22 protein-coding genes and 3 pseudogenes are annotated in these 24,207 nt (G+C 72.0%); 14 read left to right on the forward strand and 11 right to left on the reverse strand.

All coding sequences use genetic code 11. From position 1 onward, the window contains the following. Positions 1-136: 136 nt before the first annotated feature. Both OIE75_RS36700 and OIE75_RS36705 read right to left on the reverse strand, forming a co-directional pair. Positions 137-1,495, reverse strand: coding sequence for an MFS transporter (locus OIE75_RS36700; RefSeq protein WP_329473499.1), 1,359 nt, complete (start codon positions 1,493-1,495; stop codon positions 137-139). 110 nt (positions 1,496-1,605) lie between these two features. Further along, positions 1,606-2,484, reverse strand: a complete 879-nt coding sequence (locus OIE75_RS36705; RefSeq protein WP_307016609.1) for an alpha/beta fold hydrolase — start codon at positions 2,482-2,484, stop codon at positions 1,606-1,608. A gap of 153 nt (positions 2,485-2,637) precedes the next feature. Between OIE75_RS36705 and OIE75_RS36710 the strand changes: the two genes are divergently transcribed. The 5 genes from OIE75_RS36710 to OIE75_RS36730 all read left to right on the forward strand — a co-directional run bounded on the left by OIE75_RS36710 (position 2,638) and on the right by OIE75_RS36730 (position 7,726). Next, positions 2,638-4,620, forward strand: a complete 1,983-nt coding sequence (locus OIE75_RS36710; RefSeq protein ID WP_329473500.1) for a BTAD domain-containing putative transcriptional regulator — start codon at positions 2,638-2,640, stop codon at positions 4,618-4,620. 67 nt (positions 4,621-4,687) lie between these two features. Then, entirely contained in the window at positions 4,688-5,161 is a 474-nt protein-coding gene (locus OIE75_RS36715; RefSeq protein ID WP_329473501.1) for a PPC domain-containing DNA-binding protein, read from the forward strand. Then, positions 5,158-5,583 (forward strand): CBS domain-containing protein, encoded by a 426-nt coding sequence (locus OIE75_RS36720; RefSeq protein ID WP_122615329.1) that lies wholly within the window; start codon positions 5,158-5,160, stop codon positions 5,581-5,583. The genes OIE75_RS36715 and OIE75_RS36720 overlap by 4 nt, the downstream gene beginning before the upstream one ends. Positions 5,584-5,641: 58 nt before the next feature. Next, entirely contained in the window at positions 5,642-6,661 is a 1,020-nt protein-coding gene (locus OIE75_RS36725; RefSeq protein ID WP_329473502.1) for a sigma-70 family RNA polymerase sigma factor, read from the forward strand. Positions 6,662-6,775: 114 nt separating this feature from the next. After that, positions 6,776-7,726, forward strand: coding sequence for a TerC family protein (locus tag OIE75_RS36730; RefSeq protein WP_329473503.1), 951 nt, complete (start codon positions 6,776-6,778; stop codon positions 7,724-7,726). 21 nt (positions 7,727-7,747) lie between these two features. Here the strand turns inward: OIE75_RS36730 and OIE75_RS36735 are convergent, their stop codons facing one another. Continuing rightward, positions 7,748-7,951, reverse strand: a complete 204-nt coding sequence (locus OIE75_RS36735) for a hypothetical protein (protein WP_329473504.1) — start codon at positions 7,949-7,951, stop codon at positions 7,748-7,750. 145 nt (positions 7,952-8,096) lie between these two features. On the opposite strand from OIE75_RS36735, the pseudogene OIE75_RS36740 reads away from it, so the two are divergent. Beyond that, positions 8,097-9,001: pseudogene (locus tag OIE75_RS36740) on the forward strand (LysR family transcriptional regulator). 86 nt (positions 9,002-9,087) lie between these two features. Here the strand turns inward: OIE75_RS36740 and OIE75_RS36745 are convergent. Beyond that, on the reverse strand, positions 9,088-9,651 hold the full coding sequence (locus OIE75_RS36745) for an NAD(P)H-dependent oxidoreductase (protein WP_307016620.1): 564 nt from the start codon (positions 9,649-9,651) through the stop codon (positions 9,088-9,090). A 113-nt stretch (positions 9,652-9,764) separates the two neighbouring features. Between OIE75_RS36745 and OIE75_RS36750 the strand changes: the two genes are divergently transcribed. Continuing rightward, complete coding sequence (locus OIE75_RS36750) at positions 9,765-10,442, forward strand: TetR/AcrR family transcriptional regulator (protein WP_329473505.1); 678 nt, start codon at positions 9,765-9,767, stop codon at positions 10,440-10,442. 48 nt (positions 10,443-10,490) lie between these two features. Further along, entirely contained in the window at positions 10,491-11,525 is a 1,035-nt protein-coding gene (locus OIE75_RS36755; RefSeq protein WP_329473506.1) for a LacI family DNA-binding transcriptional regulator, read from the forward strand. Between the two features lie 7 nt (positions 11,526-11,532). Here the strand turns inward: OIE75_RS36755 and trxA are convergent, their stop codons facing one another. Beyond that, the gene (gene trxA / locus OIE75_RS36760; protein ID WP_234955653.1) at positions 11,533-11,922 is read right to left on the reverse strand and encodes a thioredoxin; all 390 of its coding nucleotides are present in this window, start codon (positions 11,920-11,922) and stop codon (positions 11,533-11,535) included. 118 nt (positions 11,923-12,040) lie between these two features. Here trxA and OIE75_RS36765 point away from each other — a divergent pair, with 118 nt between their 5' ends. Continuing rightward, positions 12,041-13,477, forward strand: a complete 1,437-nt coding sequence (locus tag OIE75_RS36765) for a dihydrolipoyl dehydrogenase family protein (RefSeq protein WP_329473507.1) — start codon at positions 12,041-12,043, stop codon at positions 13,475-13,477. Positions 13,478-13,503: 26 nt separating this feature from the next. Here OIE75_RS36765 and OIE75_RS36770 read toward each other — a convergent pair whose 3' ends face one another. Next, positions 13,504-14,160 (reverse strand): peptide deformylase, encoded by a 657-nt coding sequence (locus OIE75_RS36770; RefSeq protein ID WP_307016624.1) that lies wholly within the window; start codon positions 14,158-14,160, stop codon positions 13,504-13,506. A gap of 140 nt (positions 14,161-14,300) precedes the next feature. On the opposite strand from OIE75_RS36770, the gene OIE75_RS36775 reads away from it, so the two are divergent. Further along, entirely contained in the window at positions 14,301-15,722 is a 1,422-nt protein-coding gene (locus OIE75_RS36775) for a PepSY-associated TM helix domain-containing protein (RefSeq protein WP_329473508.1), read from the forward strand. A 90-nt stretch (positions 15,723-15,812) separates the two neighbouring features. On the opposite strand, the gene OIE75_RS36780 is transcribed toward OIE75_RS36775, so the two are convergent. Continuing rightward, positions 15,813-16,160: a tetratricopeptide repeat protein gene (locus OIE75_RS36780; protein ID WP_307016626.1), complete on the reverse strand. Its 348-nt coding sequence runs from the start codon at positions 16,158-16,160 to the stop codon at positions 15,813-15,815. A gap of 142 nt (positions 16,161-16,302) precedes the next feature. On the opposite strand from OIE75_RS36780, the gene OIE75_RS36785 reads away from it, so the two are divergent. Next, positions 16,303-17,268, forward strand: coding sequence for a pirin family protein (locus tag OIE75_RS36785; RefSeq protein WP_329473509.1), 966 nt, complete (start codon positions 16,303-16,305; stop codon positions 17,266-17,268). 969 nt (positions 17,269-18,237) lie between these two features. Further along, positions 18,238-18,720 carry a hypothetical protein gene (locus OIE75_RS36790; protein ID WP_329473510.1) on the forward strand — a complete coding sequence of 161 codons (483 nt, stop codon included), beginning with the start codon at positions 18,238-18,240 and terminating at the stop codon, positions 18,718-18,720. 118 nt (positions 18,721-18,838) lie between these two features. On the opposite strand, the pseudogene OIE75_RS36795 reads toward OIE75_RS36790, so the two are convergent. Next, positions 18,839-19,561 (reverse strand): annotated as a pseudogene (locus OIE75_RS36795) (site-specific integrase); the annotation flags it as partial. Here OIE75_RS36795 and OIE75_RS36800 point away from each other — a divergent pair. After that, positions 19,543-19,809 (forward strand): annotated as a pseudogene (locus OIE75_RS36800) (XRE family transcriptional regulator); the annotation flags it as partial. The pseudogenes OIE75_RS36795 and OIE75_RS36800 sit on opposite strands and share 19 nt — an antisense overlap. Positions 19,810-19,811: 2 nt before the next feature. Beyond that, positions 19,812-20,282, forward strand: coding sequence for an NUDIX domain-containing protein (locus OIE75_RS36805; protein WP_329473511.1), 471 nt, complete (start codon positions 19,812-19,814; stop codon positions 20,280-20,282). A gap of 147 nt (positions 20,283-20,429) precedes the next feature. On the opposite strand, the gene OIE75_RS36810 is transcribed toward OIE75_RS36805, so the two are convergent. The 3 genes from OIE75_RS36810 to OIE75_RS36820 form a co-directional block, all read right to left on the reverse strand. Next, positions 20,430-21,332 (reverse strand): NUDIX domain-containing protein, encoded by a 903-nt coding sequence (locus tag OIE75_RS36810; protein ID WP_329473512.1) that lies wholly within the window; start codon positions 21,330-21,332, stop codon positions 20,430-20,432. Positions 21,333-21,402: 70 nt separating this feature from the next. After that, positions 21,403-22,659, reverse strand: a complete 1,257-nt coding sequence (locus tag OIE75_RS36815; RefSeq protein WP_329473513.1) for a M15 family metallopeptidase — start codon at positions 22,657-22,659, stop codon at positions 21,403-21,405. Continuing rightward, positions 22,656-24,140, reverse strand: a complete 1,485-nt coding sequence (locus tag OIE75_RS36820; protein ID WP_329473514.1) for an NUDIX domain-containing protein — start codon at positions 24,138-24,140, stop codon at positions 22,656-22,658. Before OIE75_RS36820 ends, OIE75_RS36815 begins: the two co-directional genes overlap by 4 nt. Between the last annotated feature and the right edge of the window lie 67 nt (positions 24,141-24,207).

The raw sequence follows: 24,207 nt of genomic DNA on the forward strand, positions 1-24,207 counted from the left end.
CGTTGCCGGGCGAGTCCGGGGCCGGGTCCGCTGTCGGGATCGGTGCCGCCGTCTCGCGGCGGCAGCGGTCGCGTACGGCTTCGACTGCCCGCCCCGTTCTCCGCCGTCCGCGGGGAGTTCCCGGTCCTCGACGGGGCTACGCGACCGGGCTCGGGGAACCGGCCCCCTGCCCCGGGTCCGGATCCGCGCCCGATTGCGGGGCCGAGGCCGTGTCGGAGCCCGGGCCCCCCTCCGGGCCGGACCCCACGCCCCGGCGTGGCAGCAGCAAGGGCGTCGCCAGGAGCAGCACGCCCGCCAGGGCGACCGCCGTGCGCAGGCCGGTCAGCGCCGCCAGGAGGCCCCACAGGGCGGTCAGGGCCGCGGTCGTCAGCTTGCCGCTGATCGTCCAGGCGGTCAGGGTGCGCGCGACCCGGTCCGGCGGGGTCAGTTCCAGCCGGCGCGTGGCCGACACCGGATTGTACACCCCCACCGACGTGATCAGCGCGAACTCGACGGCCATCACCAGGACCAGACCCGGCACACCCGGGCCGACGAAGGCCAGCCCCACCGGCCAGCACACGCGCAGCACCCCGCTGGTGACCAGCACCCGGTGCTCCCCGAAGCGCGCCACGAGCGGTCCGGCCAGCCGGGAGCCGATCAGGCCGCCGACGCACGGCACCGCGAAGGCGAGCCCGTACTGCCAGGGCGCGAAGCCCAGATCGCCCAGCATGAGGACGGCCAGCAGCGGCGCGGTCGCCATGATGAGGCCGTTGACCAGGACCGTGTTGAAGAACAGCGGACGCAGCGCGGGCGAAGTGAGGACGTACCGCCACCCCTCCAGCAGGTCCCTGGACCGCAGCCGGGAAGTCCGGGCGGGGCCCGCGTGCCCGGGGAGCGGTTCCCCGCGGCCGATCGCACGGATGCCCAGCGCCGACAGCAGATGGCCGGCCGCGTCGACCGCCACCGTCACCACGGGCCCGAAGAGACCGACGGCGGCCCCGCCGACCGGCGGCCCGAGCATCGTCGCGGTCCAGGTCGTCGCCTCGAAGCGGCCGTTCGCGGCCAGCAGGTCCTCCCGCCGCACCAGCGACTTGAGACAGGAACCGGCGGCCGCCCGGAACGTGATGTCGGCCGCGGCGACGACCACCGACACGACCAGCAACTGGGCGAAGCCGAGCCGCCCGAACGCGAACGCGACGGGCACGGTCAGCAGCACCGCGCACCGGATCAGATCCGTCGCGATCATGACCGGCCGTTTCCGCCGGAACTCCACCCACGGACCCAGCGGCACCGCCACCACCGCGCCCACCGCGAGACCGGCCGCCGCCAGTGCCGACACCTGCGCCGGACCCGCGTTCAGTGCCAGGACCGCGATCAGCGGGAAGGCGTCGAACGCGAGCCGCGTGCCGAAGGTGCTGACGGCGTACGAGGCCCACAGCCACCCGAACCCCCGCCCCAGCGACCCGCCGCCCGTCCCGCCCGATTGCGCCGCACCCGATTCCGTCACGCCCGACATCCAAGCGAGGCAACGCCCCCGGATCAAACAACCGACCACCGATGCAGTACAACTGGCAGTTGTGCCTCGGCGGGGTGCGAACACCGAGCCGTCAGCACCCCGGTGTGCCCCTACCGCGCCAGCAGATTCCGCAGCGCCCCCGTGACCTCGCCGGGCGCCTCCTCCGCCATGAAGTGCCCGCAGTCGACGGTGTCGTGCGACAGATCCGGCGCCCAGGCCCGCCACAACGCGGCGGCGTCGTAACCGAGGGCCGCGCCCCAGTCCTGCTGGAGCACGGCCACCGGCATCCGGAGCCTGTTGCCCCGCTCCCGGTCGGCCCGGTCGTGCTCGACGTCGATGCCGGCCGAGGCCCGGTAGTCGGCCACGACGGAGGGCACCGCCGCACGGGACGCCTCGAGGTACGCGGCCCGGACGTCGGCGGGCAGGGCCCCCGGGTCGCGGGTCCAGACGTCGAGGAAGTGACCGAAGAACGCGTCCGGCGCGGCGCCGATGAGCTGCTCCGGCAGGCCCGGCGGCTGCGCCATCAGATACAGGTGGAAGCCGACCGCCGCCGTGGTGCCGTGCAGGACGTCCCACATGTCGAGGGTCGGCAGCACGTCCAGCGCCGCCAGGTGCGTCACCACGTCGGGATGGTCGAGCCCGGCCCGCACCGCGACGAGCGCGCCCCGGTCGTGCCCCGCCAGCGCGAACCGCTCGTGCCCGAGCGCCCGCGCGAGGGCGACCACGTCGGCGGCCATGGTCCGCTTGGAGTAGGCGGTGCCGTCGGGATCGGACGGCTTGTCGCTGGCGCCGTAGCCGCGCAGGTCGGGGCAGATGACCGTGTGGTCGGCCGCGAGGTCGGCGGCGACGTGCCGCCACATCAGATGGGTCTGCGGGAAGCCGTGCAGCAGCACGACCGGGCTGCCGGAGCCGCCGACCGCAACATGCAGGGCGACACCGTCGGCGACCGTGACGCGCTCGTGGGTGAAGTCGGGGATGGTCGGTGTCATGGGTGGGCCGTGCCTCTCTCGTGCCGTACGCCGTGTCCTCCGCCGTACGTCGTGCCGGTGACTGCCTCCGAGCCTGCCGGGCCCGGATCAGCAACCGATCAGCACGCGTACCGTGGTGCTCGCACGGGCGAGGCGGATCGGAACGGACGGAACATGGAAGCGGTCACGTTCGGTGTGCTCGGACCGGTCACGGCCGGGCGCGGCGGCGACCCGCTCGCCCTCAAGGGCCCCCGGCACCGCGCCGTACTGGCCCGGCTGGTCCTGGCCCGACGGCGGGTCGTGCCCGTCGCCCGCCTGGTGGAGGACCTGTGGGAGGCACCCCCGCCGCGAGCCGTGGGAGCGCTGCGCACCTTCGTCGGGGACCTGCGCCGGGCCCTGGAGCCCGACCGTCCGCCACGCGCCCCGGCCCGGCTGCTGGTCACCGAAGGCCCCGGATACACCCTGCGCGCGGCGCCCGACTCCGTGGACGCGTGGCGTTTCGAGGCGGCCGTCGCCGAGGCCGAGCGCGGGCCCGCCGCGCAGGCACCGGAGCGGCTCCGGGCGGCCCTGGAGGAGTGGCGGGGGCCCGCGTACGCCGAGTTCAGCGGGGCGGAGTGGGCGCGCGGCGAGCGTTCCCGGCTCACCGAACTGCGGCTGCGGGCCGTGGAACGCCGGGCGGAACTTCTCGTGGACCTGGGCCGGGCCGCCGAGGCCGTCCCCGACCTGGACGCGCACCTCACCGGGCACCCCTGGCGCGAGGAGGCCTGGCGCCTGCTCGCCCTGGCCCTGTACCGGACCGGCCGTCAGGGGGACGCCCTCGCCGTACTGCGCCGGGCCCGCGGCCGGCTGGCCGGACAGCTCGGTCTCGACCCCGGTCCCCGGCTGCGCCGCCTGGAGGCCCGCATCCTCGCCCAGGACCCGGAACTGGACCCGCCCGGTGAACCGGCGGACGCGGCGGCCCGGTTGTGGGCGGCGGCGACCGAGGCGTACGACCGCACCGTCGCCGCCGGCGCGCACGCCCGTCTGGAGTCCACCGTCGGCCTGCTGCGCACCCTCGCCGTCACCGGCGGCGGCGGTCTGGAGGCCGCCCGGGAGCACCGGACGGCGGCGATCGCGGCGGCCGAGGAGACGGGCGACGCGGAGCTGACGGCCCGGGTGATCGGCGCCTACGACGTTCCCGCCGTCTGGACCCGCGGCGACGACCCCGAAAGCGCCCGCCGGATCGTCGCGGCGGCCGAACGCACCCTCGCCGCCCTGCCCGACGACGCCACCGCCGACGCGGCGCGCTGCCGCCTGCTGGCCACCGTCGCCCTGGAGTCCCGGGGCGTACGATCCGAGCGCGGTCCGCGCGCGGCGGCCGAGGCCGAGCGTGTCGCCCGCCGCCTGGACGACCCGGCGCTGCTCGCCTTCGCCCTCAACGGTGTCTTCATGCAGTCCTGCACCAGAGCCGGACTGGCCCCCCGCCGCGACGCCCTCGGCGCCGAACTCGTCGCCCTCGGCACCCGGCACGGCCTGGTCAACCACACCGTCCTCGGCCACCTGATCCGCCTCCAGGCCCGCTCGGCCCTCGCCGACCTCACCGCCGCCGACGAGCAGGCCACGGCCGTGGACCGCCTGGCCGCACGGCACGACCGGCCGCTGGTCGCCGTCTTCACCGACTGGTACGGGGCCCTGCGCCTGGCCGCCTCGGGCAGCCCGTACGACATCGCGGCGGCCGCATACCGCGCCGCCGCCACCCGGCTCGACGGCGCGGGCATGCCCGGCCTCGAACGCGGACTGCTTCCCCTCGCCCTGCTCGGCCTGCGCCTCGCCCACGGCCGGGCGGCCGAGGTGGACCCGGGCGCGGACTGGGGACCGTACCGCCCGTGGGCCGAGCCGTTCGCCCTCCTCGCCGACGGCCGCACCGCCGAGGCCCGAACGGCCCTCGCCGCCCTGACGGAGCCGCCGCCCGACCTCCTGTACGAGGCACTGTGCTGCGCCGAGGCCGCGCTCGCCCTCCGACTCGGCGACCGCGCGGCCCTGGAGCGCACCCACGCACGGCTGCTGCCCGCGGCCGGCGAACTCGCGGGCGCGGGCAGCGGGCTGCTCACCTTCGGGCCGGTCGACGACTGGCTCGCGGCGATCAGGCGGGCGCCGGCGACAGCGGGATCGGCGTGAACATCGCGGGTTCCTCGCGGTCGGCCGACGCCCGGTTGCCCGGATCCGCGTCGGGTACCCGGAGCGCATGAAGTGGCAGCAGGTGCAGGAGGGTCCGTCCGCGGTGTACGTGGTGGTGCTGGAGGCCGGAGAGGACGCGGTCGCCGAACTCGGCGCCTTCGCCCGCGACCGGTCGCTCGGCGCGTCCCAGGTCACCGCCGTGGGCGCCTTCTCCGAGGCGGTCGTCGGCTGGTTCGACCGGCGGGCGAAGGACTACCGGCGCATCCCGGTGGAGGAGCAGTGCGAGGTGCCGTCGCTGATCGGCGACGTCGCCGTGGCCGACCAGGGGCCCACCCCGCACCTGCACGCCGTACTGGGCCTCTCCGACGGCTCCACCCGCGGAGGGCACCTGCTGTCCGGCCGGGTCTGGCCGACGCTGGAGGTCGTCGTGCGGGACAGCCCGGCCGAACTGGCCAAGACCCACCACCCCGACATCGGCCTGGCCCTGATCGACCCGGGCCGTGCGGAACCCCGTAGCGACGCCCAGGAGGCGCGATCATGACACGGCGCATCCGAGACGTGATGTCACCGGCCGCGGTGGCCGTCGAACCCATGACGACGGTGGCGCGGGCCGCCCGGCTGATGAGGGAGGAGAACGTCGGCGACGTCCTGGTGACCTACGACTGCGACCTGTTCGGCATGCTCACCGACCGCGACATCGTGATCCGCGGCGTCGCCGACGGCCGGGACCCCGACGAGACCACCGTCGGCGCGGTGTGCACGCCGCCGCCCGTCGTCACCCTCGACCCGGACGACACCACCGACCACGCCGCCGAACTGATGCGGCACCACGCCGTGCGCCGGCTCCCCGTCGTCGAGCACGGCGGCGTCCCGGTCGGCGTGGTCACCCTCGGCGACCTCGCCACCGCCGACGACCCGCACTCCGCGCTGGCGGACATCAGCCGGGCCGCACCCGGCCACTGACGTACCCGGGCGCCGGCGGCGCGACGGCCCGGCGCCCGGCAGGGACGGAGGAAGCGACATGGCCCCCCTGGCACGAACCCCCCGGGCGGACACGGGGGAGGACCGCCGCGCCACCGCCCGCACCGCGCGGCTGCGCAGCCGGATCCCGGAACCCGACGAGGAACCCGACCTGCTCGGCCAGTACCTGAGCCAGATCGGCGCCACACCCCTGCTGACCGCCGAGGAAGAGGTACGGCTCGCCGTACGCATCGAGGCCGGCGTCCGGGCCAGGGAGGAACTGGAGTCGGCCGACACCGGCGAACCCGCCCCCACGCCCGGAACGCGCCGCGCGCTGGAGGAGACCGTCCACGACGGCCAGGCGGCCAAGGACCACATGGTGCGGGCCAACCTGCGGCTCGTCGTGTCGATGGCCAAGCGCCACGCCCACCGCGGGCTGCCCCTCCTCGACGTCATCCAGGAGGGCAACCTCGGACTGATCCGGGCCGTGGAGAAGTTCGACCACACCAAGGGCTTCAAGTTCTCCACGTACGCCACCTGGTGGATCCGCCAGGCCATCGAGCGTGGCCTGGCGACGCACGCGCGCACGGTACGGCTGCCGGTCCACGTCGTGGAGCAGCTCCAGAAGCTCGCCAAGGTCGAACGCAAGCTCCGCGCAGGGCTCGACCGCGAACCGACCACCGAGGAGGTCGTCGCCGAGAGCGGCATCGACGCCGACAAGGTCGTCTGGCTGCGCCGGGTCGGACGGGACGCGGTCAGCCTGGACACCCCGGTGGACGAGACCGGCGAGACCGTCGTCGGCGACCTCATCCCGGACACCGAGGTGCTGCGGGCCCCGGAGGTCGCCGAGTTCCAGGCGCTCGCGGCGGAGCTGCGGGAGGCCGTCGGCACCCTGGCACCCCGCGAGGCCCTGATCCTCAGCCTCCGCTACGGCCTGCACGACGGCCGCCCCCGCACCCTGCACCAGGTGGCCCAGCACGTGGGCCTCACCCGGGAACGCGTCCGCCAGCTGGAGAAGGCCTCGCTGGCCCATCTGCGCGCCCCCGAGACGCGGGACCGCCTGCTGGACTGGGCGAGCTGACCACACCGGTGCGCGGGCCGGACGCGCGGCCGGGGTTGCCCGGACCGCATCCCGGAAACACCCTGACGGAGAACCCGTACGCGCTTCCCGCCCCCGCCCGCCCGAGGAGCACCGGTGAACGTCTCCCTCAGCGTCTGGCTGCTGACCGTCGCGGGCCTGTGCGTCCTGATCGCCGCAGACTTCTTCATCGGCCGCAAGCCGCACGACGTCTCGATCCGGGAGGCCGGGATCTGGACCGCCGTCTGGGTGATCCTGGCCTGTCTGTTCGGGGTGGGGCTGATCCTGGTCGGCGGCGGCGGTCCGGGCGGCGAGTTCTTCGCCGGCTACATCACCGAGAAGTCGCTCAGCGTCGACAACCTCTTCGTCTTCGTCCTGATCATGGCGAAGTTCGCGGTCCCCTCGCAGTACCAGCAGCGCGTGCTGATGGTCGGCGTCATCGTGGCCCTCGTCCTGCGCGCCGCCTTCATCGCGGCCGGCGCGGCGATCATCTCCGCCTTCTCCTGGGTGTTCTACATCTTCGGCGCCTTCCTCATCTGGACCGCGTGGAAGCTGATCCAGGACGCCCGCAAGGGTGGGCACGACGAGGAGTACGAGGAGAACAAGCTGCTGAAGTCGATCGAGCGCCGCTTCGGTGTCGCCGACCGCTACCACGGCACCAAGCTGTGGGTGGAGGAGAACGGCCGGCGGGTCATGACGCCGATGCTGGTCGTGATGCTCGCCATCGGCTTCACCGACATCCTCTTCGCCCTGGACTCCATTCCCGCCATCTACGGACTGACCCAGGACCCGTACATCGTGTTCACGGCCAACGCGTTCGCCCTGATGGGCCTGCGCCAGCTGTACTTCCTCATCGGCGGCCTGCTGAAGAAGCTGGTCCACCTCTCGTACGGTCTGTCGGTCATCCTCGGCTTCATCGGCGTGAAGCTGGTGCTGCACGCCCTGCACGAGTCCGGCGTGCACGTCCCCGAGATCAGCATCCCGTTCTCGCTCGGCTTCATCGTGCTCGTCCTCGCCATCACCACGGCGACGAGCCTGTGGGCCACACGGCGGCAGGAACAGCCCTAGTCCGCGGGGCCGGGCGTCGGGTCAGCAGCGCGCTCGCGACGGCCGGCCGCGCGAGACGACGCGGCTGCCGCCGCCGTCGACGACGCGGGCCTGGAGCGAGCCGCAGGCGCACCGGGTCCACAGGGTGCCGCCCGCCTCGGTGGGATGCGCGGACAGCACCTGGAAGGGCTCGGCACCGTCGGGCCACCCGCAGTGCGGGCAGACGACACCGGTCGTGCAGGGCATGGCGACTCCTCGTGCCTCGTTGGTGCGCCGGCGGGGCCGGCGGAACGTGACGCCGCGTCGACCGCCGCGACACAGCCAGAGTGCGGCTCCGTATCCGTTCACGTCCAGGTTGACTTTACGGACACCACCGTGAAGCGTGCGCTTCATGATTGATCTGCGCAGGCTGCACGTCCTCCGCGCCGTCTCCCACTACGGCACCGTCACCGCGGCCGCCCGCGCCCTGCACTTCACCCCCTCCGCCGCCTCCCAGCAGATCCGGCAGCTCGCCCGGGACCTGGACGTGGACCTGCTGGAACCGCAGGGGCGCGGAGTGCGGCTCACCCCGGCCGCGGAGAGCCTGCTCGCGCACGCCGACGCCATCGAGGCACGCTGGGACGAGGCCGAACTGGTCTGCGGGCGGGGGAGGGCGCCCCTGCCGGGCCGCTGCGGGTGACGGGGTTCCCGGTCGCCGTCTCCGTGCTGCTGGCGCCCATGGCGGCGCGGCTGCGCGAACGGCACCCCCGGCTGTCGGTCCGGATCCGGGAGGTCGAGGTGGCGGAGAGCTTCGACCTGCTCTTCGAAGGGGAGAGCGACCTGGCGGTGGTGGAGGCGACGCCGTCCAACCCGACGCGGTCGGACGCGCGCTTCGACCAGCGTCCGCTCCTGGACGACCCGTTCGACCTGGTCGTCCCCGAGGGGCACGCGCTCGCCGGGCGGGCCGGGGCGGACCTCGCGGACGTGGCGCAGGAGGCGTGGATCGCGCCGGTGCCGCAGAGCACCTGCCGCCCGCACGTGATGTCGGCGTGCGGGGCCGCCGGGTTCACCCCCGACGTGGTGCACCACGCGCTGGACTGGAACGTCACCGCCCACCTGGTCGCGCACGGGCTCGGCGTGGCGCTGATACCCCGGCTGGCCCAGCTGACCCCCGAGCTGCCGATCGTCCGGGTGCCCTGCGCGGACCGCCCGCACCGCAAGCTGCTGACCTGCACACGGAGCGGTGGTCACCGGCGGCCGGCGGTCGCGGAGGCGCTGGCGGAACTGCGCACGCTGGCCGCCGAGGCGGTGGCCTGACACACGCCGGTCACGCAGGCCGGGCACACACGCGTACGGGACCGGAGCCAGCCCTGCTCCGGTCCCGTACGCGTCCTGGGTGCCGCTCAGGCGGCGACGGCCTCGTCGGCGTGGCCGTGCAGGCGGGCGACGACCTCCGTCAGCTGGGCGGCCACCTCGGCGTCGTCCGACGGGTGGGTCTCGGCGAAGCGCGTCATCGAACCGGGGATGGACAGCTTGAGGTCCTCGATCACCTTGCCACCGGCGATGCCCACGGCCTTGCGGGCCTCGTCCTGCGCCCACACACCGCCGTACTGGCCGAAGGCGGTGCCCACCACGGCGACCGGCTTGCCGGCGAAGCCGCCCGCGCCGAAGGGGCGGGACAGCCAGTCGATGGCGTTCTTCAGGACGGCCGGGATGGTGCCGTTGTACTCGGGGGAGAAGAGCAGGAAGGCGTCGGAGGCCTGGGCGGCCTCGCGCAGCTTCGCGGCGGCGGCCGGGACGCTGCCCTCCACGTCGACGTCCTCGTTGTAGAAGGGGATGTCGGCGAGCCCTTCGAACAGCTGCACCTCGGCGCCCTCCGGCGCGAACCTGACGGCCGCCTCGGCGAGCTGGCGGTTGTGCGAACCGGCGCGAAGGCTGCCGACGAGCGCAAGGATGCGGACAGACATGAGTACTCCCACTGAAACGATTGCCGCGATAGATCCGGACCGGGGTCCGTTTAAGTTCTAACATCTCAAACGGACCGCGGTCCAGTTTTCTTCCCATGCTTTACGCTGGGTTCATGTCCGCCGCCCCGCCGCCCTTCCCGAAGTCCGAAGAGACCGTCGGCCAGACCGAGTTGGAGTTGCTCCAACTCGGCCCGGGGCCGTTCGAGGACGAGCCCTGCCTGCGCGCCGACGCCGCCCGCAACCGAGCCCGGCTGCTGGAGGCCGCCGAGCGGCTGGTCGCCGAGCACGGCGCGGCCGGCGTCACCATGGAGGCGGTGGCCGCCGCGGCCTCGGTGGGCAAGGGGACGGTCTTCCGCCGCTTCGGCGACCGCACCGGGCTGCTCGCGGCCCTCCTCGACCACTCCGAGCGCAAGTTCCAGGCCGCCCTGCTCAGCGGACCGCCGCCGCTCGGCCCCGGCGCCCCGCCCGTCGAGCGGCTGCGCGCCTTCGGCTGCGCGATGCTGCGCCGCTCGATCGACGAACTGGACCTGCAACTGGCCGCGGAGCCCAGCGCGGAGCGCCGCCACACCTTCGCGCCGCGCCGCTTCCTACGCGGTCACCTGGCCCTGCTGCTGCGGCAGGCGGTCCCGGACGGAGACAGTGAGCTGCTCTCCCACACGCTGCTCGCCTACCTCGACGTCGCCCTGATCCACCACCTCACCGAACAGTGCGGGATGCCCTCGGAGCGGCTGCGCGAGGGCTGGCTGGACCTGGTCGCACGGGTCACCCGCACCGAGCCCCCGGTCGTCTGAGCCCCGACCGGAGCCCCGTATCCGGCTTCTGCCAAGATGCCGTACGTCATGGTGCAGATACCGAAACCGTCCGCCGCCGAGTCCCTCGCACCGCGCTCCGTGCCCACGAGCGCCGATGTGGCCCGGCTGGCCGGCGTCTCGCGCGCGACCGTCTCCTACGTCCTGAACAACACCGGCGCCGTCCGGATCAGCGAACCCACCCGCCGCCGCGTGCACGAGGCGGCCAGGGAGCTGGGATACGTCCCGCACGCCGCGGCCCGCTCCCTGCGCGCCGGACACAGCCGGATGGTCCTGATGCCCGCGCCGTCCTTCCCCGCGGGCCCCCTCTACAGCCGGTTCCTCAGCGAACTCCAGTGGGCCCTGGCCCGCCTCGACTACACGGTCGTGCAGTACGGCAGTGTCGGGCTGCACGGCTACGAGGCCGCCCGTGCCTGGGCGGAGCTGCGCCCGGTCGCCGTCCTCGTGCCGGGCGCCGATCTGGACCCGCAGGGGGTGGAGGTCCTCAGGCGCTCCGGCGCCCGCGCGGTCGTCACCCTCGGCCCCGAGGCGGTCGAGGGAGCGCACGCCCTGCTCACGGACCAGGAGAGCGTCGGACACGGCGCGGTCCGCCACCTCTACGACCGGGGCCGGCGCGCCATCGGCGTGGTCGTGCCCGCGGAACACGGCCTCGACGTCTTCTCGGTGCCCCGCCTCGACGGCGCCCGCCGTGCCGTGCGCGGCACCGACGCCACCGTCACCGAGCTGCCCCTCGCCTACGAGGAGCGGGACGCCGCCCGGCTGGCCGCACGCTGGGGCTCCCTCGGTCTCGACGCGGTGTTCGCGTACAACGACGAGTACGCGATGCTGCTGATGCGGGCCCTGCAGGACACCGGCCTCGCCGTACCCGGCGACGCGGCCGTGATCGGGGCCGACGACCTGATGCTGGGCCGCCTGCTCCGGCCCCGGCTCAGCACCGTCCACCTGGAGCTGCCCTCCGGCCGTGACCTGGCCGCACTGGTCGACCGCGCGGTCCAGGACCCCGGCGCCGCGCCCGAGCGTCACAAGGTGCTGGGCGCGGCGGTGGTCCACCGCGAGTCGAGCTGAACCCGTCCTACTGGCCGCTCTCGCCGTCGGCCTGCGCCTGCTGCTCGGCGACCGCCTTGCGCACCTCGTCCATGTCCAGCTTCCGGGCCTGGCCGATCACGTCCGTCAGGGCGTCCTCGGGCAGCGCGCCCGGCTGCGCGAACACGGCCACCTGGTCCCGGACGATCATCAGCGTCGGAATCGACTGGATCCCGAAGGCCTGAGCCAGCTCCGGCTGCGCCTCGGTGTCCACCTTCCCGAACACCAGGTCGGGATTGGCCTCCGCCGCCTTCTCGTAGACGGGTGCGAACTGCTTGCACGGACCGCACCACGACGCCCAGAAGTCGATCAGAACGAACTCGTTGTCCGTGACCGTCTGGTCGAAGTTCTCCTTGGTGAGTTCCACGGTGCTGGTCATGAGGTGATCCCTCTTCCTGAATCGGGGTACAACCGTCGGCACAACACTGCCGACCTGGTGGGTATTCCGCGCACGTACCCATGTGGCCACGTCGCACACCACCCACCAGACTGACCCCATGACGCAATCGGATTCCATCGCGTACGACGTAGTCGTGATCGGCGCGGGCCCCGTGGGGGAGAACGTCGCCGACCGCACCCGGGCGGCCGGTCTGTCCACCGCGATCGTGGAGAGCGAACTGGTCGGCGGCGAATGCTCCTACTGGGCGTGCATGCCCAGCAAGGCCCTGCTGCGCCCGGTCCTCGCCCGCGCGGACGCCCGCCGCCTGCCCGGCCTCGCCGACTCGGCGCAGGGCACCCTGGACACCGCGGCGGTCCTCGCCCGCCGTGACGGATTCACCTCCCACTGGAAGGACGACGGCCAGGTCCAGTGGGTGGAGGGCATCGGCGCCGACCTCTACCGCGGGCTGGGACGGCTCGCCGGGCCGCGCACCGTGGAGGTGACCGCACCCGACGGCACCCGCCGGGTGCTGACCGCCCGGCACGCCGTCGCCGTCTGCACCGGCAGCGCCGCCGCCCTGCCCGACCTGCCCGGGCTCGCCGACGTGCGCCCCTGGACCAGCCGCGAGGCAACCAGCGCCGAGAGCGCTCCCGGCCGGCTCATCGTGGTCGGCGGCGGCGTGGTCGCCGTCGAGATGGCCACCGCCTGGCAGGCCCTCGGCTCCCGGGTGTCCCTCCTGGTGCGCGGCGAGGGCGGGCTGCTCGCCCGGATGGAGCCCTTCGCCGGAGAACTGGTCGCCGAGGCGCTCACCGAGGCCGGCGTGGACCTCCGCACCGGCACCTCCGTCCGGTCGGTCACCCGCGAGGACGGCACCGTCGTCGCCGTCACCGACACGGGCGAGAGCATCGAGGCCGACGAGATCCTCTTCGCCACCGGCCGGGTGCCCCGCACCGGCGACATCGGCCTGGAGACGGTCGGCCTGGAACCGGGCTCCTGGCTGTCCGTCGACGACAGCCTCCGGGTGGGCGGCCACGACTGGCTGTACGCCGTCGGCGACGTCAACCACCGCGCCCTCCTCACCCACCAGGGCAAGTACCAGGCGCGCGTCGCGGGCGCCGCCATCGCCGCCCGCGCCTCCGGGGTGCCGATCCTGGAGTCCGACCCGTGGGGCGCGCACGCCGCGACCGCCGACCACGCCGCCGTACCCCAGGTGGTGTTCACCGACCCCGAGGCGGCCTCCGTCGGCCTGAGCCTCGCCGAGGCGGAACAGGCCGGCCATCGGGTCCGCGCCGTCGACGTCGACCTGGGCACCGTGGCCGGCGCGAGCCTCTACGGCGACGACTACAAGGGCCGCGCCCGCATGGTCGTCGACCTGGAGGACGAGATCATCCGCGGCGTCACCTTCGTCGGCCCCGGCGTCGGCGAGATGATCCACTCCGCGACCGTCGCCGTCGTCGGCCAGGTGCCCCTCAGCCGCCTGTGGCACGCCGTCCCGTCGTACCCGACGATCAGCGAGGTGTGGCTGCGGCTCCTGGAGGCGTACCGCGACAACTGACGGCGTCCGCCGGGTCCGGCGGCCGGTCAGACCGCCGGACCCGGCAGCTCGAACCCCAGCGCCGCCGCGGCCCGCTCCGGCGTCGGCTGCGCCCACAGACCGGCCACGGCCCGGCTCGACGACAGCGACCGCGACTCGGCCCGGTCCAGGTACAACACGCCGTCCAGATGATCCGTCTCGTGCTGCACGATCCGGGCCGGCCACCCCGAGAACACCTCGTCCACCGCGAGCCCGCGCTCGTCCGTCGCCCGCAGCCGCACCTGCGCGGGGCGTGCCACCACGGCCTGCCAGCCCGGCACGCTCAGACAGCCCTCGAAGAACGCGGCCCGCGCGCCGCCGACGGGCTCGTACGAGGGATTGACCAGCACCCGGAACGGCTGCGGCACCCGCCCGCGCGCCACCCGCACCTCCTCCGGCACCGGTGCCGGGTCCTCGATCACCGCGATCCGCAGCCCCACCCCCACCTGCGGCGCGGCCAGTCCGACGCCCGGCGCCGCGCGCATGGTCAGCCGCAGCGCCTCGACGAACCGCGCCAGCAGCGCGGGCGGCAACTGCCCGTCGAACGGCTCGGCCGCACGGCGCAACACCGGATCACCCGCCTCGACGATCGGCAACGGGCCGCCGGGGGCGAGCAGTTCCTCGACCCGCTCGGCAAGAGGGGAGCGTTCACGCGGAGTTCCCATCGCGCCAGCATGCCACGGCCACCGCCCCCACCGACTCCGCCCGTGTGACGCACGCCACTTAAGGGGCCGGGAACCCGACGCGCGTCCGAACCGACCACTGGGACCGTCCCCTCCCCACGACGTCCCCGGAGCGCCCACCGATGACCACCACCTCCCCGGCCTCGACGGACGAGTCCCCGGCCACGGCCGCGCCACCGCCCACCCGCGGCAGATGGTCCACCCTGCGCCCCCTGGTCCTGCGCCTGCACTTCTACGCCGGTCTCTTCGTGGCCCCCTTCCTGCTGGTCGCGGCGGTCACCGGCCTGCTCTACGCCGCCTCCTTCCAGGCCGAGAAGCTGGTCTACGCCCACGAACTGACCGTCGACGACGTGGGCGAGCGCAAGCTGCCGATATCCGAGCAGGTCGCCGCCGCCCGGCAGGCCCACCCCGAGGGCGCCGTGTCGGCCGTACGCCCCTCGCCCGAGGACGACGCCACCACCAGGGTGATGCTGTCCGGCGTCGAGGGCGTCGACCCCGGCCACACGCTCGCGGTCTTCGTCGACCCGTACACGGCGAAGGTGCGCGGCGCCCTCGAACAGTACGGTTCCAGCGGGGCGTTGCCCCTGCGCACCTGGATCGACGAGTTCCACCGCGACCTGCACCTGGGGGAGACCGGGCGGCTGTACAGCGAGTTCGCCGCCAGTTGGCTGTGGGTGATCGCGAGCGCCGGTCTGGTGCTGTGGTTCTCCCGCCGCCGGTCCCGGCGCAAGGTGCGCGGCACCACGGGCCGGCGCCGCACCCTGGGTCTGCACGGCACGGTCGGCGCCTGGGCCGCGGCCGGGTTCATCTTCCTCTCGGCGACCGGCCTCACCTGGTCGACGTACGCCGGCGCGAACATCGAGGACCTGCGCGTCTCGCTCGACCAGACCACGCCGTCCGTGTCGGCGTCGGCCACCGGGGGCGGCGAGCACTCGGGCCACGGCGCGGCGGCCGGCGCCGGCGGGGACGCGGCGCACGGCGTCGGCCTCGACAAGGTCCTCGCCGCCGCGCGCGCGAAGGGCCTCGGCGACCCCGTCGAGATCGTGCCGCCCGCCGACGCGTCCTCCGCCTACGTCGTCAAGCAGGTGCAGCGCAGCTGGCCCGAGAAGCAGGACTCGGTCGCCGTGGACCCGGCGACGGGCGAGGTCACCGACGTTCTCCGCTTCGCCGACTACCCGGTGCTCGCCAAGCTCAGCCGCTGGGGCATCGACCTGCACACCGGCAGCCTGTTCGGGCTGCCCAACCAGATCGGCCTGATGCTCCTCGCCGCGTCCCTGATCCTGCTGATCGTCTGGGGCTACCGCATGTGGTGGCGGCGCGGCCGGGGCTCCGCCTTCGGCCGTCCGATCCCGCGCGGCGCGTGGCAGCAGGTCCCGCCGCTGCTCCTCGTCCCGCTGCTGGCGGCGGTCGCGGTGCTCGGCTACTTCGTCCCGCTGCTGGGCATCCCCCTGGCCGCCTTCGTCGCGCTGGACGTCGTACTCGGCGAGATCGCCCACCGGCGGGAACGCCGGACCCGGACGAAAGACGCGGCGGCCGGCGTCTGACGGGGGCGGCGGAGCACCGATGCCCTGCACCGCGCTCCGCCGCATCCGCCGTATCCGCCGCTTCACCCGCGTCCACTGCGCGGCCGCCGCTCAGCGCCCGGCGAAGTCACCCGCCAGGGCGGCGGCGATCCGCAGCTGGGCGTCGGCCTCCTCCTGCCGCCCCTGCCGTTCGAGGGTCCGGCTCAGCATCAGCCGCGCGTACTGCTCGACGGGGTCGCGCTCGACGAGGATCCGCAGCTCGGACTCGGCCCGCCGCAGCTGCGCCGAGTGGTAGTAGGAGCGCGCCAGCAGCAGGCGCGGTCCGGTCTGCTCGGGCACCTCCCCGACCAGGCCGTCCAGGACGCGCGCGGCGGCGGCGTAGTCCTTGGCGTCGAAGAACATCCGCGCGCGCTCCCAGCGCTCGGCCGGCGTTCCGTGGTCGTAGTACGTCATGTCCACTCGTGACCTCCTTCGACACCCTGCAACCACGACCGGTGGTTGAACATTCCACCACTTCGATGCGGGCCGGCCGCCGTCCCGCGAAGGTGACGCCCCGGCGACCGTCTGACGCGCGGGGCCGTCCGGGGCTAGGTTGGGCGGCATGAGCAATCTTGATCGCGCGGCGGTACCCAGCCTGTGCGGCGGCCGCGGCTTCGTCGTGACGGAACCCGTGCGCGAACTCCTCAGCCCTCGGAACGTCAAGCTCGGCGAGTCCACCGAGGTCCGCCGACTGCTGCCCAACCTCGGCCGCCGCATGGTCGGGGCCTGGTGCTTCGTCGACCACTACGGTCCCGACGACATCGCCGACGAGCCCGGCATGCAGGTGCCTCCGCACCCGCACATGGGCCTCCAGACGGTCAGCTGGCTGCACGAGGGCGAGGTCCTGCACCGCGACTCCACCGGCAGCCTCCAGACCATCCACCCACGGCAGCTGGGCCTGATGACCTCCGGCCGCGCGATCAGCCACTCCGAGGAGAGCCCCCGCCCGCACGCCCGCCGCCTGCACGGCGCGCAGCTGTGGGTCGCCCTCCCGGACGCCCACCGCCACGCCGACCCGCACTTCGAGTACCACGCCGAACTGCCCCTGGTCACCGCCCCCGGCCTGTCGGCCACCCTGCTCCTGGGCACCCTCGACGGCACCACGTCCCCGGGCACGACGTACACCCCACTCGTCGGCGCCGACCTGACCCTCGCCGGCGGCACGGACGTACGCCTCCCCCTGGAACGGGACTTCGAGTACGCCGTCCTGTCCATGTCCGGCGAGGCCCACGTCGACGGCGTGCCTTTGGTGCCCGGCTCGATGCTCTACCTCGGCTGCGGCCGCGACGAACTCCCCCTGCGCGCCGACTCGGACGCGGGCCTGATGCTGCTGGGCGGCGAGCCGTTCGAGGAAGAGCTGATCATGTTCTGGAACTGGATCGGGCGCTCCCAGGAGGAGATCGAGCAGGCGCGCCGGGACTGGATGGAAGGGACGCGCTTCGGCGAGGTGAAGGGCTACGACGGGGCTCCACTGCCCGCCCCGGCGCTGCCGGCGGTGCCGTTGAAACCGCGCGGAAGGATGCGCTGACCTGCGGTAATGCGTCGATTTTGCTGACCGCCGGGGTGTAGGCTGCCAGCAATCCTCGTTGCTTTCGGCCCGCCTGCCGGAAAGCTTCTGAACAGCTCGCCGGCCTCAGGCCGGAGTGGTTGGCGATCCCACGGTGTGGCTGTCTGTGGGCAGCTGTGGCAAGACACTTCCTGACTCAATGCTGACTTTGCTGACGTGCCATCAGGTCAGGTTGAAGGACCCTTTGCCCGTTTCCGGCGATCGCCTGGGTGTTAGCAGGATTGGTAGGGGTCGGGCCAATGCTGACCTGCCCGGCGATCGAGTCGGGCGTTGGAGAAGGGCAGTGCTGTTCGCGCTGCTGCCTTGTGGGGATCCCACAAGGCACTGGTGTCGCCGCTGACCCTCGGCAGCGCGTGCTCGGTCCGATCCGAGGAAGCTGTGCCGGAGAGTGACTGGCAGGTTCTTCGTCTGCTGGTGGTACACGCCTGACCTCGCCTCTGACCTGTGTCAAAGAGTGGAAACGTCAAGTGCCAGGGTGATTCGGTCCGCACCTGGTCCGGATCTTGATGAGTGATACGCGGGTGTTAGGGCGAGGCCCCGCCAAGGTCCGTCCTAGCGGGGTCTCTGTCCGGATCAGTCGAAGCCGCACCGGAGCGCTCCGGTGCGGCTTCGACGTGAGGTCGAACGCGCTGGCGCGCACGATGCGGTCGGTGCCTCGAAGAAGTCCGTGTGCCCGTGACTCTCTCGGATGCCTGATTTGCGATCGCACCCGCTCATCCCTCCGGACGAGGGGTCTGTTTCTCTCAGTGCGACCCGGTCATGTAAAGCAGCACGCGAGGGACGGTCATCAGTTGTACCCCTCCTGGAGTTGTCGAGTGGAGAACGCCTGGATCGATGAACGGAAGCAGCGGGATCTGGGAGCTCAACATCGACGCAAATTCCAACAGAATCGTCCACTTCCTCTTCAAGAGCACAAAAGGCTAGCCCGAAATGAAATTCTCCATCCAAGACGGATCTCCTCTTGATGGTGTCCTCACTTACGGCGAGTCCGAGTACGGATTCTCCTTCAGTGCGCAGAGCGGGGAGTCGTTGAGTGAGAGGCTCGGCTCGGAGGGGGTTGCGAGTGTGCTGATCGGCACGCTCCAACTTGAGGTCGATATTGAATCCCGGGAAGTCCTGTTCGCCTGGGGGTACTTTCCGAACGTTCGGGGTGTGGTGGCCAAGTTGACTGCTCCACAGTTCAATCCCGGGCGGGTATTCATCTCGTCGGACCACTCTTTCGAGCCTGGGGTTTCTTTCGAGGTTCCTGGAGACAGGTGGCGGGTTTCGTATGATCCTTTCTCCGGGTGGGTTGCCATTCGCCTGAACGATGCCACCGACGCTAAGTTCGTCCAAATCGCTAGCGGAACTGTCTTGGGTGTCGACAACGGTGATCTGGTGTCGGTCTGGCTTAATCCGGTTTTTGCGGAGTGACAGGCGCTTAGGCACACGGGTAAGAAGAAGATCCGTTAGCGTCAGCAAAAATGAAGCCCCGCCAGGTGCGCCCTGGCGGGGCTTCTGCATGCGGTGACGGCAGTAGTTGACGGCAACGTCAGCGGACGGTGGCTCCGCACAGCGGCGGGTCGTCGCCGTCGTCGCGGGTCGACTCGTCGTTGGCAGGGCCGTCAAGGGCGGAGTTGAGGGTGTCGATGGCGTCGCGCTGGAGGCGGAGCCGGACGTGGGCGTAGACGGTGGCGGTGACGCCGATGTGGGCGTGGCCGAGGAGTTCCTTGATTACGACGAGTTCGACGCCCTGTTCCAGGAGGAGGGTGGCGGTCGAGTGGCGGAGGTCGTGGAAGCGGATGCGGCGGAGGCTGGCCCTGCGGAGGAGCGTGGTGAAGGTCCGGGTGAGGTTGGTCGGGTCGATCGGCCTGCCATGAGGCGTGGTGAACACGTACCCGTTGTGCTGCCACTCGGTGCCTGCCGTGTGCCGTTCGCGCTGCTGCTCCTCGTGGTGGTGCTTTAGCGACTGGAGGCAGCGGGCGGGGAGGGCGATGCGGCGCTCGGAGGCCCGGGTCTTGGTGGGCAACGTGGTGAGTCCGGCCGTGTTGGTGCGCTGCAAGGTGCGGCGGACGGCAGCGGTGCCCCGGTCGAGGTCGAGGTCCTCCCAGAGGAGGCCGAGGAGTTCGCCTTTGCGGAGTCCGGTGTGAAGCGCGAGTTCGAACAGGGCATGAAGCCGGTGTCCGCGCGCGGCCGCGAGGAACTGGCGGGCTTCGTCGGCGGTGAGGGGTTCGAACCGTCGGGGCCGGGGTGTGCCGGTGCTGTCGCCTCGCGCTCATGCACTACAGGCCCCTCGCCGGCACCCCCGGCATCGAAGTCCGCACCCACAGCACCACGCTCTACAACTCCCTCTACCGCGCCGACGACCAGCAACTCGTCAACGCACACGTCTGGGGTGTCAACGCCTACGCCGCCCCCGTATGGCATCTTCGCCGACACGAGGCAGGCGGCATGTTCGACACCTACGCCGAGAGCTTCGACGCCGTGTGGACGACAGCTACCCCCGTACGAGCGGAAGGCTGACCGTGGCCCGCACCGAGTACTACGACGACCCGAACGCGCCCAAGCCGAACAGCATGGTCGTCGCCGCATCCGCCGTCGTCACAGACGACCACGGCAGCATCCTCCTCCAGCGCCGCCGCGACAACGACCTATGGGCCCTGCCCGGAGGCGGAATGGACCTCACCGACTCCCTGCCAGGCACGGCCGTCCGCGAGGTCAAGGAAGAAACCGGCCTCGACGTAGAGATCACCGGCCTGGTCGGCACCTACACCGACCCGAAACACATCATCGCCTACACCGACGGCGAGGTCCGCCGCCAGTTCAACGTCTGCTTCACCGCCCGCATCACCGGCGGTCAGTTGGCTATCTCCGACGAGTCCACCGAACTCCGGTTCGTGCCGCCGGAAGAGATCGAGCAGTTGCCGATGCACCACACCCAACGGATCAGGATCCAGCACTTCCTGGAACACCGCGAGAAGCCGTACCTGGGCTGATCCTTTCCCAGGGCGTCCAGCCGAGCCGGGTGGGGACGGGCGGGGTGTAGGCGCGGGCCAATTGGCGCCGGCCGTAGATCTGCCAGGCCCGGGTGTTGGTGTCCTCGGCGGGCACGGTTGCCTCCTGGTGGGCGAGTGTTCTGGGGGTCAGGTGTGTGTGATCAGGTAGGCGGGTCCCTCGCCGCGTCGGGCTCGTTCGATGGCGTCGAGGCGCGCGAAGGCGCGCGGGGCCATCAGCTCTTGCCAGATCGGGAGGTCGTGGACGGCCCACATGTCGTGTTCCGCCGGGTCGAGGCGAATCCGGTCGAGCTGGTCGGCGGTCAGCTGGCCTCCGTCGAAGATGAGCCCCACCTTGTTCAGCGGCTGGCGCGGTCCAGCGTGGAGGAAGTGCGTCAGGAGCAGGGTCGGCGTGTTGAGAGCGAGCTCCAGGCCGGTCTCCTCGACCGTCTCCCGCCGGGCGGTCTGCAGGGGATCTTCACCCGGGGCATCCAGGTTGCCGCCTGGGAACTGCCAGAGTCTCGGGCCGTAGACCGAACGGAGCTGGACCGGACGGTCGTGTTCGTCGCGGATGTACAGGCAGCCGTACACCGTGTGGTGGGGGACGGTCTGCGCGTACTCCTCGGCTGCCATCGGCAGGGGGCGGCCGGGCCGGGCAGGACGGTGGTCGAAGGCGAGGGCGAGAACGCCGAGGGCTTCCTTGGCCGGCGGGTAGATGCCGCGGAGGTCGGCGAGCAGCTCGTCGGGCGACCCGTCCGGATTGATAAGTGCGGTGTCCTCCGAGCGGAGCAGGTCATCGAAGGAGGGGTACGGGGTGACCCGCTGCACGATGACGTCAAGTTCCCGGCCTGTGTCCCGGTCGTGGAAGACGACTGTCTCGCCGACGCTGATGGCGCGCCTGTTCGGGGTGGCCACCCTCACTTCGATGGTCTTGCGCCCTGCCTCCACCTGGCGGTAGTACCGCCCGAGCAGGTGCATGTGGTGCTCGGGCGGTTCATCTCCGGCCGCCGGGCTCGGCACAGGCGGGACCGCCTGCTGGGTGTCGTCAGGCATGCATGCCTCCGTTCGATGCTTTCCGCCCGTCGCGGCCGTGAGGCGCGACGCGGACGAATCCGCGGGGGTGCTACGGCAGTTCGACCGGTCCGTAGCGTGCGTGCGGCTCCTGCCACCTCAGGGCGTCGTACCGGTCTGCTGTCGAGAAGTGCCAGCACTCGGTCCCGTAGTTTGTGAATCCCGCGCCTTCCATGGCGTTGAGCAGCAAGGTGCGGTGGTGGCGCGCGTGTTCGCTGAGGTTCGGGGCGTGTGTGAAGCATGCGTCGTCGCTCTCCTCGGGAGAGGCGTTGACGCGGGTGCCGAGGTCGAGTTCGTGGCCGTCCTGGTCCACGAGGGTCACGTCCACGGCCGCTCCCGCGGAGTGAGGCGCGATCTCTGGCGGCGACACGTACCGGCTGGCGGCCTGGTGCAGCTGCTCAGATGCCCAGTCAGGGTGGGCGGCGGCCAGCTCGTTCCGGTAGTCAGTGAAGTAGCGTTGCTGGAGGGCCAGCGGCCGGTAGCCCTCGATGAACAGCAGGTCGGTGCCGGCGGGCAGGAGCGAGCGGGCATGCTTCAACCGGGCCAGGATGCCTTCACGGACGTGGGCGAACGCGCCTAGAGGGTCTTGCTTGCGGGGGTCAACGCGGAAGTTGTGGTCGCGTACGTCGACGAGTGGCTCTCCGCACTCGCGCACGGGGATCGCCGCGACCTGCGGATCGGACATCAACACCGGAGGAGTCATCGAGTCTCCTTGTGACGGATTGCGCTGAGGTGGCGAGGTGGGGGCGGCAGCGGTCAGATCGGTCTCGCGCACGACCCGGGCGACGGTGTCCCGCAGCGTGCTGTCGGCCGGGATCACGGTTTCCAGACCGCCGGGCAGCAGATCCAGCTCGCGGTACCAGGAGGTGAGGTGGTCGTCGGTGACGTGCGCCAGGTAGGCGGCATCCGTCTTTGACGCGTGTCGTAGCAACGTCGCTTCCAGCGGCACGTCCAGGTAGTAGCACCTGGAGACGCCGCGGTGGTCCCGTACCAGAGACGTGATCATGTGGCCGTAGCGGTCGGCGTACAGGATCCCTTCGAGGACGACGTGGAAGCCGGCGTCGAGGGCTGCGCGGGCGATCGTGCTCAGCAGGGCGATGTTGGCGCCGCGCGCGGTGTCGTGTTCCCTGAGTACGTTCCGACGGATCACGTCCTGGCCCACGATCGCGATACCGCGGCCGTAGTGATCTCGCAGGCCCTGGGCCACGCTCGACTTGCCGGACGCCGAGTTGCCACGGATTACTACGAGGCGGGTGTCTGGACGCCCGGTCGCTGTCGCAGTGGGCACGCGACTGGCTGCGCTGGTCATGCGGGCCAGCCCGTCTCGCTGTACAGCTCGCCGTTCTGGATCTTCTCGATGGCCAGTCGGGTGTAGGGGACGAGGTCGTCGGGAAGGGCGGTGGGATCCCAGTATTTCCACTGGGTGCACTTGTCCGGCTCGCGCAGCACCGGCTCGCCGCTCCAGGTACGGGCGCGGAAGAACAGGCCCATGCGGGGCGGGTTCCTGGGCTGGCCGATGTGGTGGACGACGTGGACGAGTTCGACGTCCTGGCGCTCGATGTGCAGCCCGGCTTCCTCCATTGCCTCCCTGATCAGGCAGTCGATGGCGTTCTCCTGTTCGCAGTGGCCGGCCAGGACGTGCCAGGTGGACGGCGCGAACGCGGAGTCGGGGTGGCGCAGCCCGAGCAACACTGTCCCGTCGGGGCGTTCCAGGTAGAGGTGGACGCCGATGATGTTGGGGACCGTGCCGTGAGGTGACGCCAGGCGCTGTTCCTCGGGCTTGGGCTCGGGCTCGGGTCCGCTCCGCATCGGCGGGTGGCCGGCGGCGTGGCGCCGTACGAGGTCGCTGGTGGTTTCCGCGATGCGCAGGCGGTGGAGGTTGTCGGGGGCGAACCAGGCGAGCATGACTCCTTCGGTCAGGTGGAGTTCGCGCGGGTCGCCGTTCCAGCGGCTGGCGTAGATGGCGATGGGTACGGTCGTGCCGTCGTCGTGGGAGGCGTACTCGGTGGCGAACGGGGACAGGTCGGCGAGATCGAGGCCGGCTTCCTCGGCCAGTTCGCGCCGCAGGGTGTGTTCCAGGGTGGCGTCCTGGGGCTCTCGGCCGCCGCCCAGCAGGGACCACATGCCCGGCTCCCAGATCTGTCCGGGGAAGTAGTCGCGGAGATGGAGCAGGTACTCGCCGCGGTCGTTGTAGATCAGGGCGGAGGCGTTGGCCGTCTCCGGTTCGACCTGGAGCGGCAGTTTGAGCAGCTTCTTGCGCAGTGTCGGGGATGTTACCCGGTCCACGGGACGCCACTCTGTGCCGCCGACCTCCTCTTCCTGCAGCACGATCGACACCTCGGTCGTCTGCAGGCGGAAGAGGAACCGGTGGTCGAAGTGCTGGTGTGCGCGCTCGCCCTTGCCCGGATGGGCGTCGATGTCGTGGATGTCGATGTCCAGCGGCACGGTCTCGTAGCCCGGCCACGGCGTGACGGCCCGAGCCGGGATCCCGGTCTCCTCGTGCAGTTCGCGGAGAGCCGCCGCTGCCAGGGAGTCGTCGGTGGGTTCAGTGTGTCCGCCGGGGACGAGGACCTTCCCGCTGGCCAGGTGCAGCACGTGCAGGATGCGGCCGAGCTGGTCGACGACGATCGCGCCGCAGGTGACGTGCCCGGTGAAGGTCGAGCGGCTGGCGATGTCCTCGCCAGGCCGGTCGAGGGCGTCCAGGAGGGCGCTGAGCTGCTCGCGTTCGTGAGGGTGACGGGCGAGGTAGGTATCGAGGGTGGTGCGGATGTGGTGGTGCGACAACGACATGTGGACTACCTCGCAGGGACGTGGGGCGGAGGGAGCATCGGGAACGGGCTGGTGCCTCTATCCGGCG

The organism is Streptomyces sp. NBC_01723 (assembly GCF_036246005.1).
In the GTDB taxonomy this organism is placed as follows: domain Bacteria; phylum Actinomycetota; class Actinomycetes; order Streptomycetales; family Streptomycetaceae; genus Streptomyces.

What these genes read in the sequence shown, in the direction of transcription:
- OIE75_RS36765 (WP_329473507.1), top strand. Translation starts at nt 12,041, where the DNA reads ATGACGCAATCGGATTCCATCGCGTACGACGTAGTCGTGATCGGCGCG.
- OIE75_RS36735 (WP_329473504.1), bottom strand. Translation starts at nt 7,951, where the DNA reads ATGCCCTGCACGACCGGTGTCGTCTGCCCGCACTGCGGGTGGCCCGAC.
- OIE75_RS36790 (WP_329473510.1), top strand. Translation starts at nt 18,238, where the DNA reads ATGAAATTCTCCATCCAAGACGGATCTCCTCTTGATGGTGTCCTCACT.
- OIE75_RS36810 (WP_329473512.1), bottom strand. Translation starts at nt 21,332, where the DNA reads ATGCCTGACGACACCCAGCAGGCGGTCCCGCCTGTGCCGAGCCCGGCG.
- OIE75_RS36815 (WP_329473513.1), bottom strand. Translation starts at nt 22,659, where the DNA reads ATGACCAGCGCAGCCAGTCGCGTGCCCACTGCGACAGCGACCGGGCGT.
- OIE75_RS36715 (WP_329473501.1), top strand. Translation starts at nt 4,688, where the DNA reads ATGAAGTGGCAGCAGGTGCAGGAGGGTCCGTCCGCGGTGTACGTGGTG.
- trxA (WP_234955653.1), bottom strand. Translation starts at nt 11,922, where the DNA reads ATGACCAGCACCGTGGAACTCACCAAGGAGAACTTCGACCAGACGGTC.
- OIE75_RS36700 (WP_329473499.1), bottom strand. Translation starts at nt 1,495, where the DNA reads ATGTCGGGCGTGACGGAATCGGGTGCGGCGCAATCGGGCGGGACGGGC.
- OIE75_RS36775 (WP_329473508.1), top strand. Translation starts at nt 14,301, where the DNA reads ATGACCACCACCTCCCCGGCCTCGACGGACGAGTCCCCGGCCACGGCC.
- OIE75_RS36750 (WP_329473505.1), top strand. Translation starts at nt 9,765, where the DNA reads ATGTCCGCCGCCCCGCCGCCCTTCCCGAAGTCCGAAGAGACCGTCGGC.
- OIE75_RS36720 (WP_122615329.1), top strand. Translation starts at nt 5,158, where the DNA reads ATGACACGGCGCATCCGAGACGTGATGTCACCGGCCGCGGTGGCCGTC.
- OIE75_RS36705 (WP_307016609.1), bottom strand. Translation starts at nt 2,484, where the DNA reads ATGACACCGACCATCCCCGACTTCACCCACGAGCGCGTCACGGTCGCC.
- OIE75_RS36725 (WP_329473502.1), top strand. Translation starts at nt 5,642, where the DNA reads ATGGCCCCCCTGGCACGAACCCCCCGGGCGGACACGGGGGAGGACCGC.
- OIE75_RS36755 (WP_329473506.1), top strand. Translation starts at nt 10,491, where the DNA reads ATGGTGCAGATACCGAAACCGTCCGCCGCCGAGTCCCTCGCACCGCGC.
- OIE75_RS36785 (WP_329473509.1), top strand. Translation starts at nt 16,303, where the DNA reads ATGAGCAATCTTGATCGCGCGGCGGTACCCAGCCTGTGCGGCGGCCGC.
- OIE75_RS36820 (WP_329473514.1), bottom strand. Translation starts at nt 24,140, where the DNA reads ATGTCGTTGTCGCACCACCACATCCGCACCACCCTCGATACCTACCTC.
- OIE75_RS36745 (WP_307016620.1), bottom strand. Translation starts at nt 9,651, where the DNA reads ATGTCTGTCCGCATCCTTGCGCTCGTCGGCAGCCTTCGCGCCGGTTCG.
- OIE75_RS36710 (WP_329473500.1), top strand. Translation starts at nt 2,638, where the DNA reads ATGGAAGCGGTCACGTTCGGTGTGCTCGGACCGGTCACGGCCGGGCGC.
- OIE75_RS36770 (WP_307016624.1), bottom strand. Translation starts at nt 14,160, where the DNA reads ATGGGAACTCCGCGTGAACGCTCCCCTCTTGCCGAGCGGGTCGAGGAA.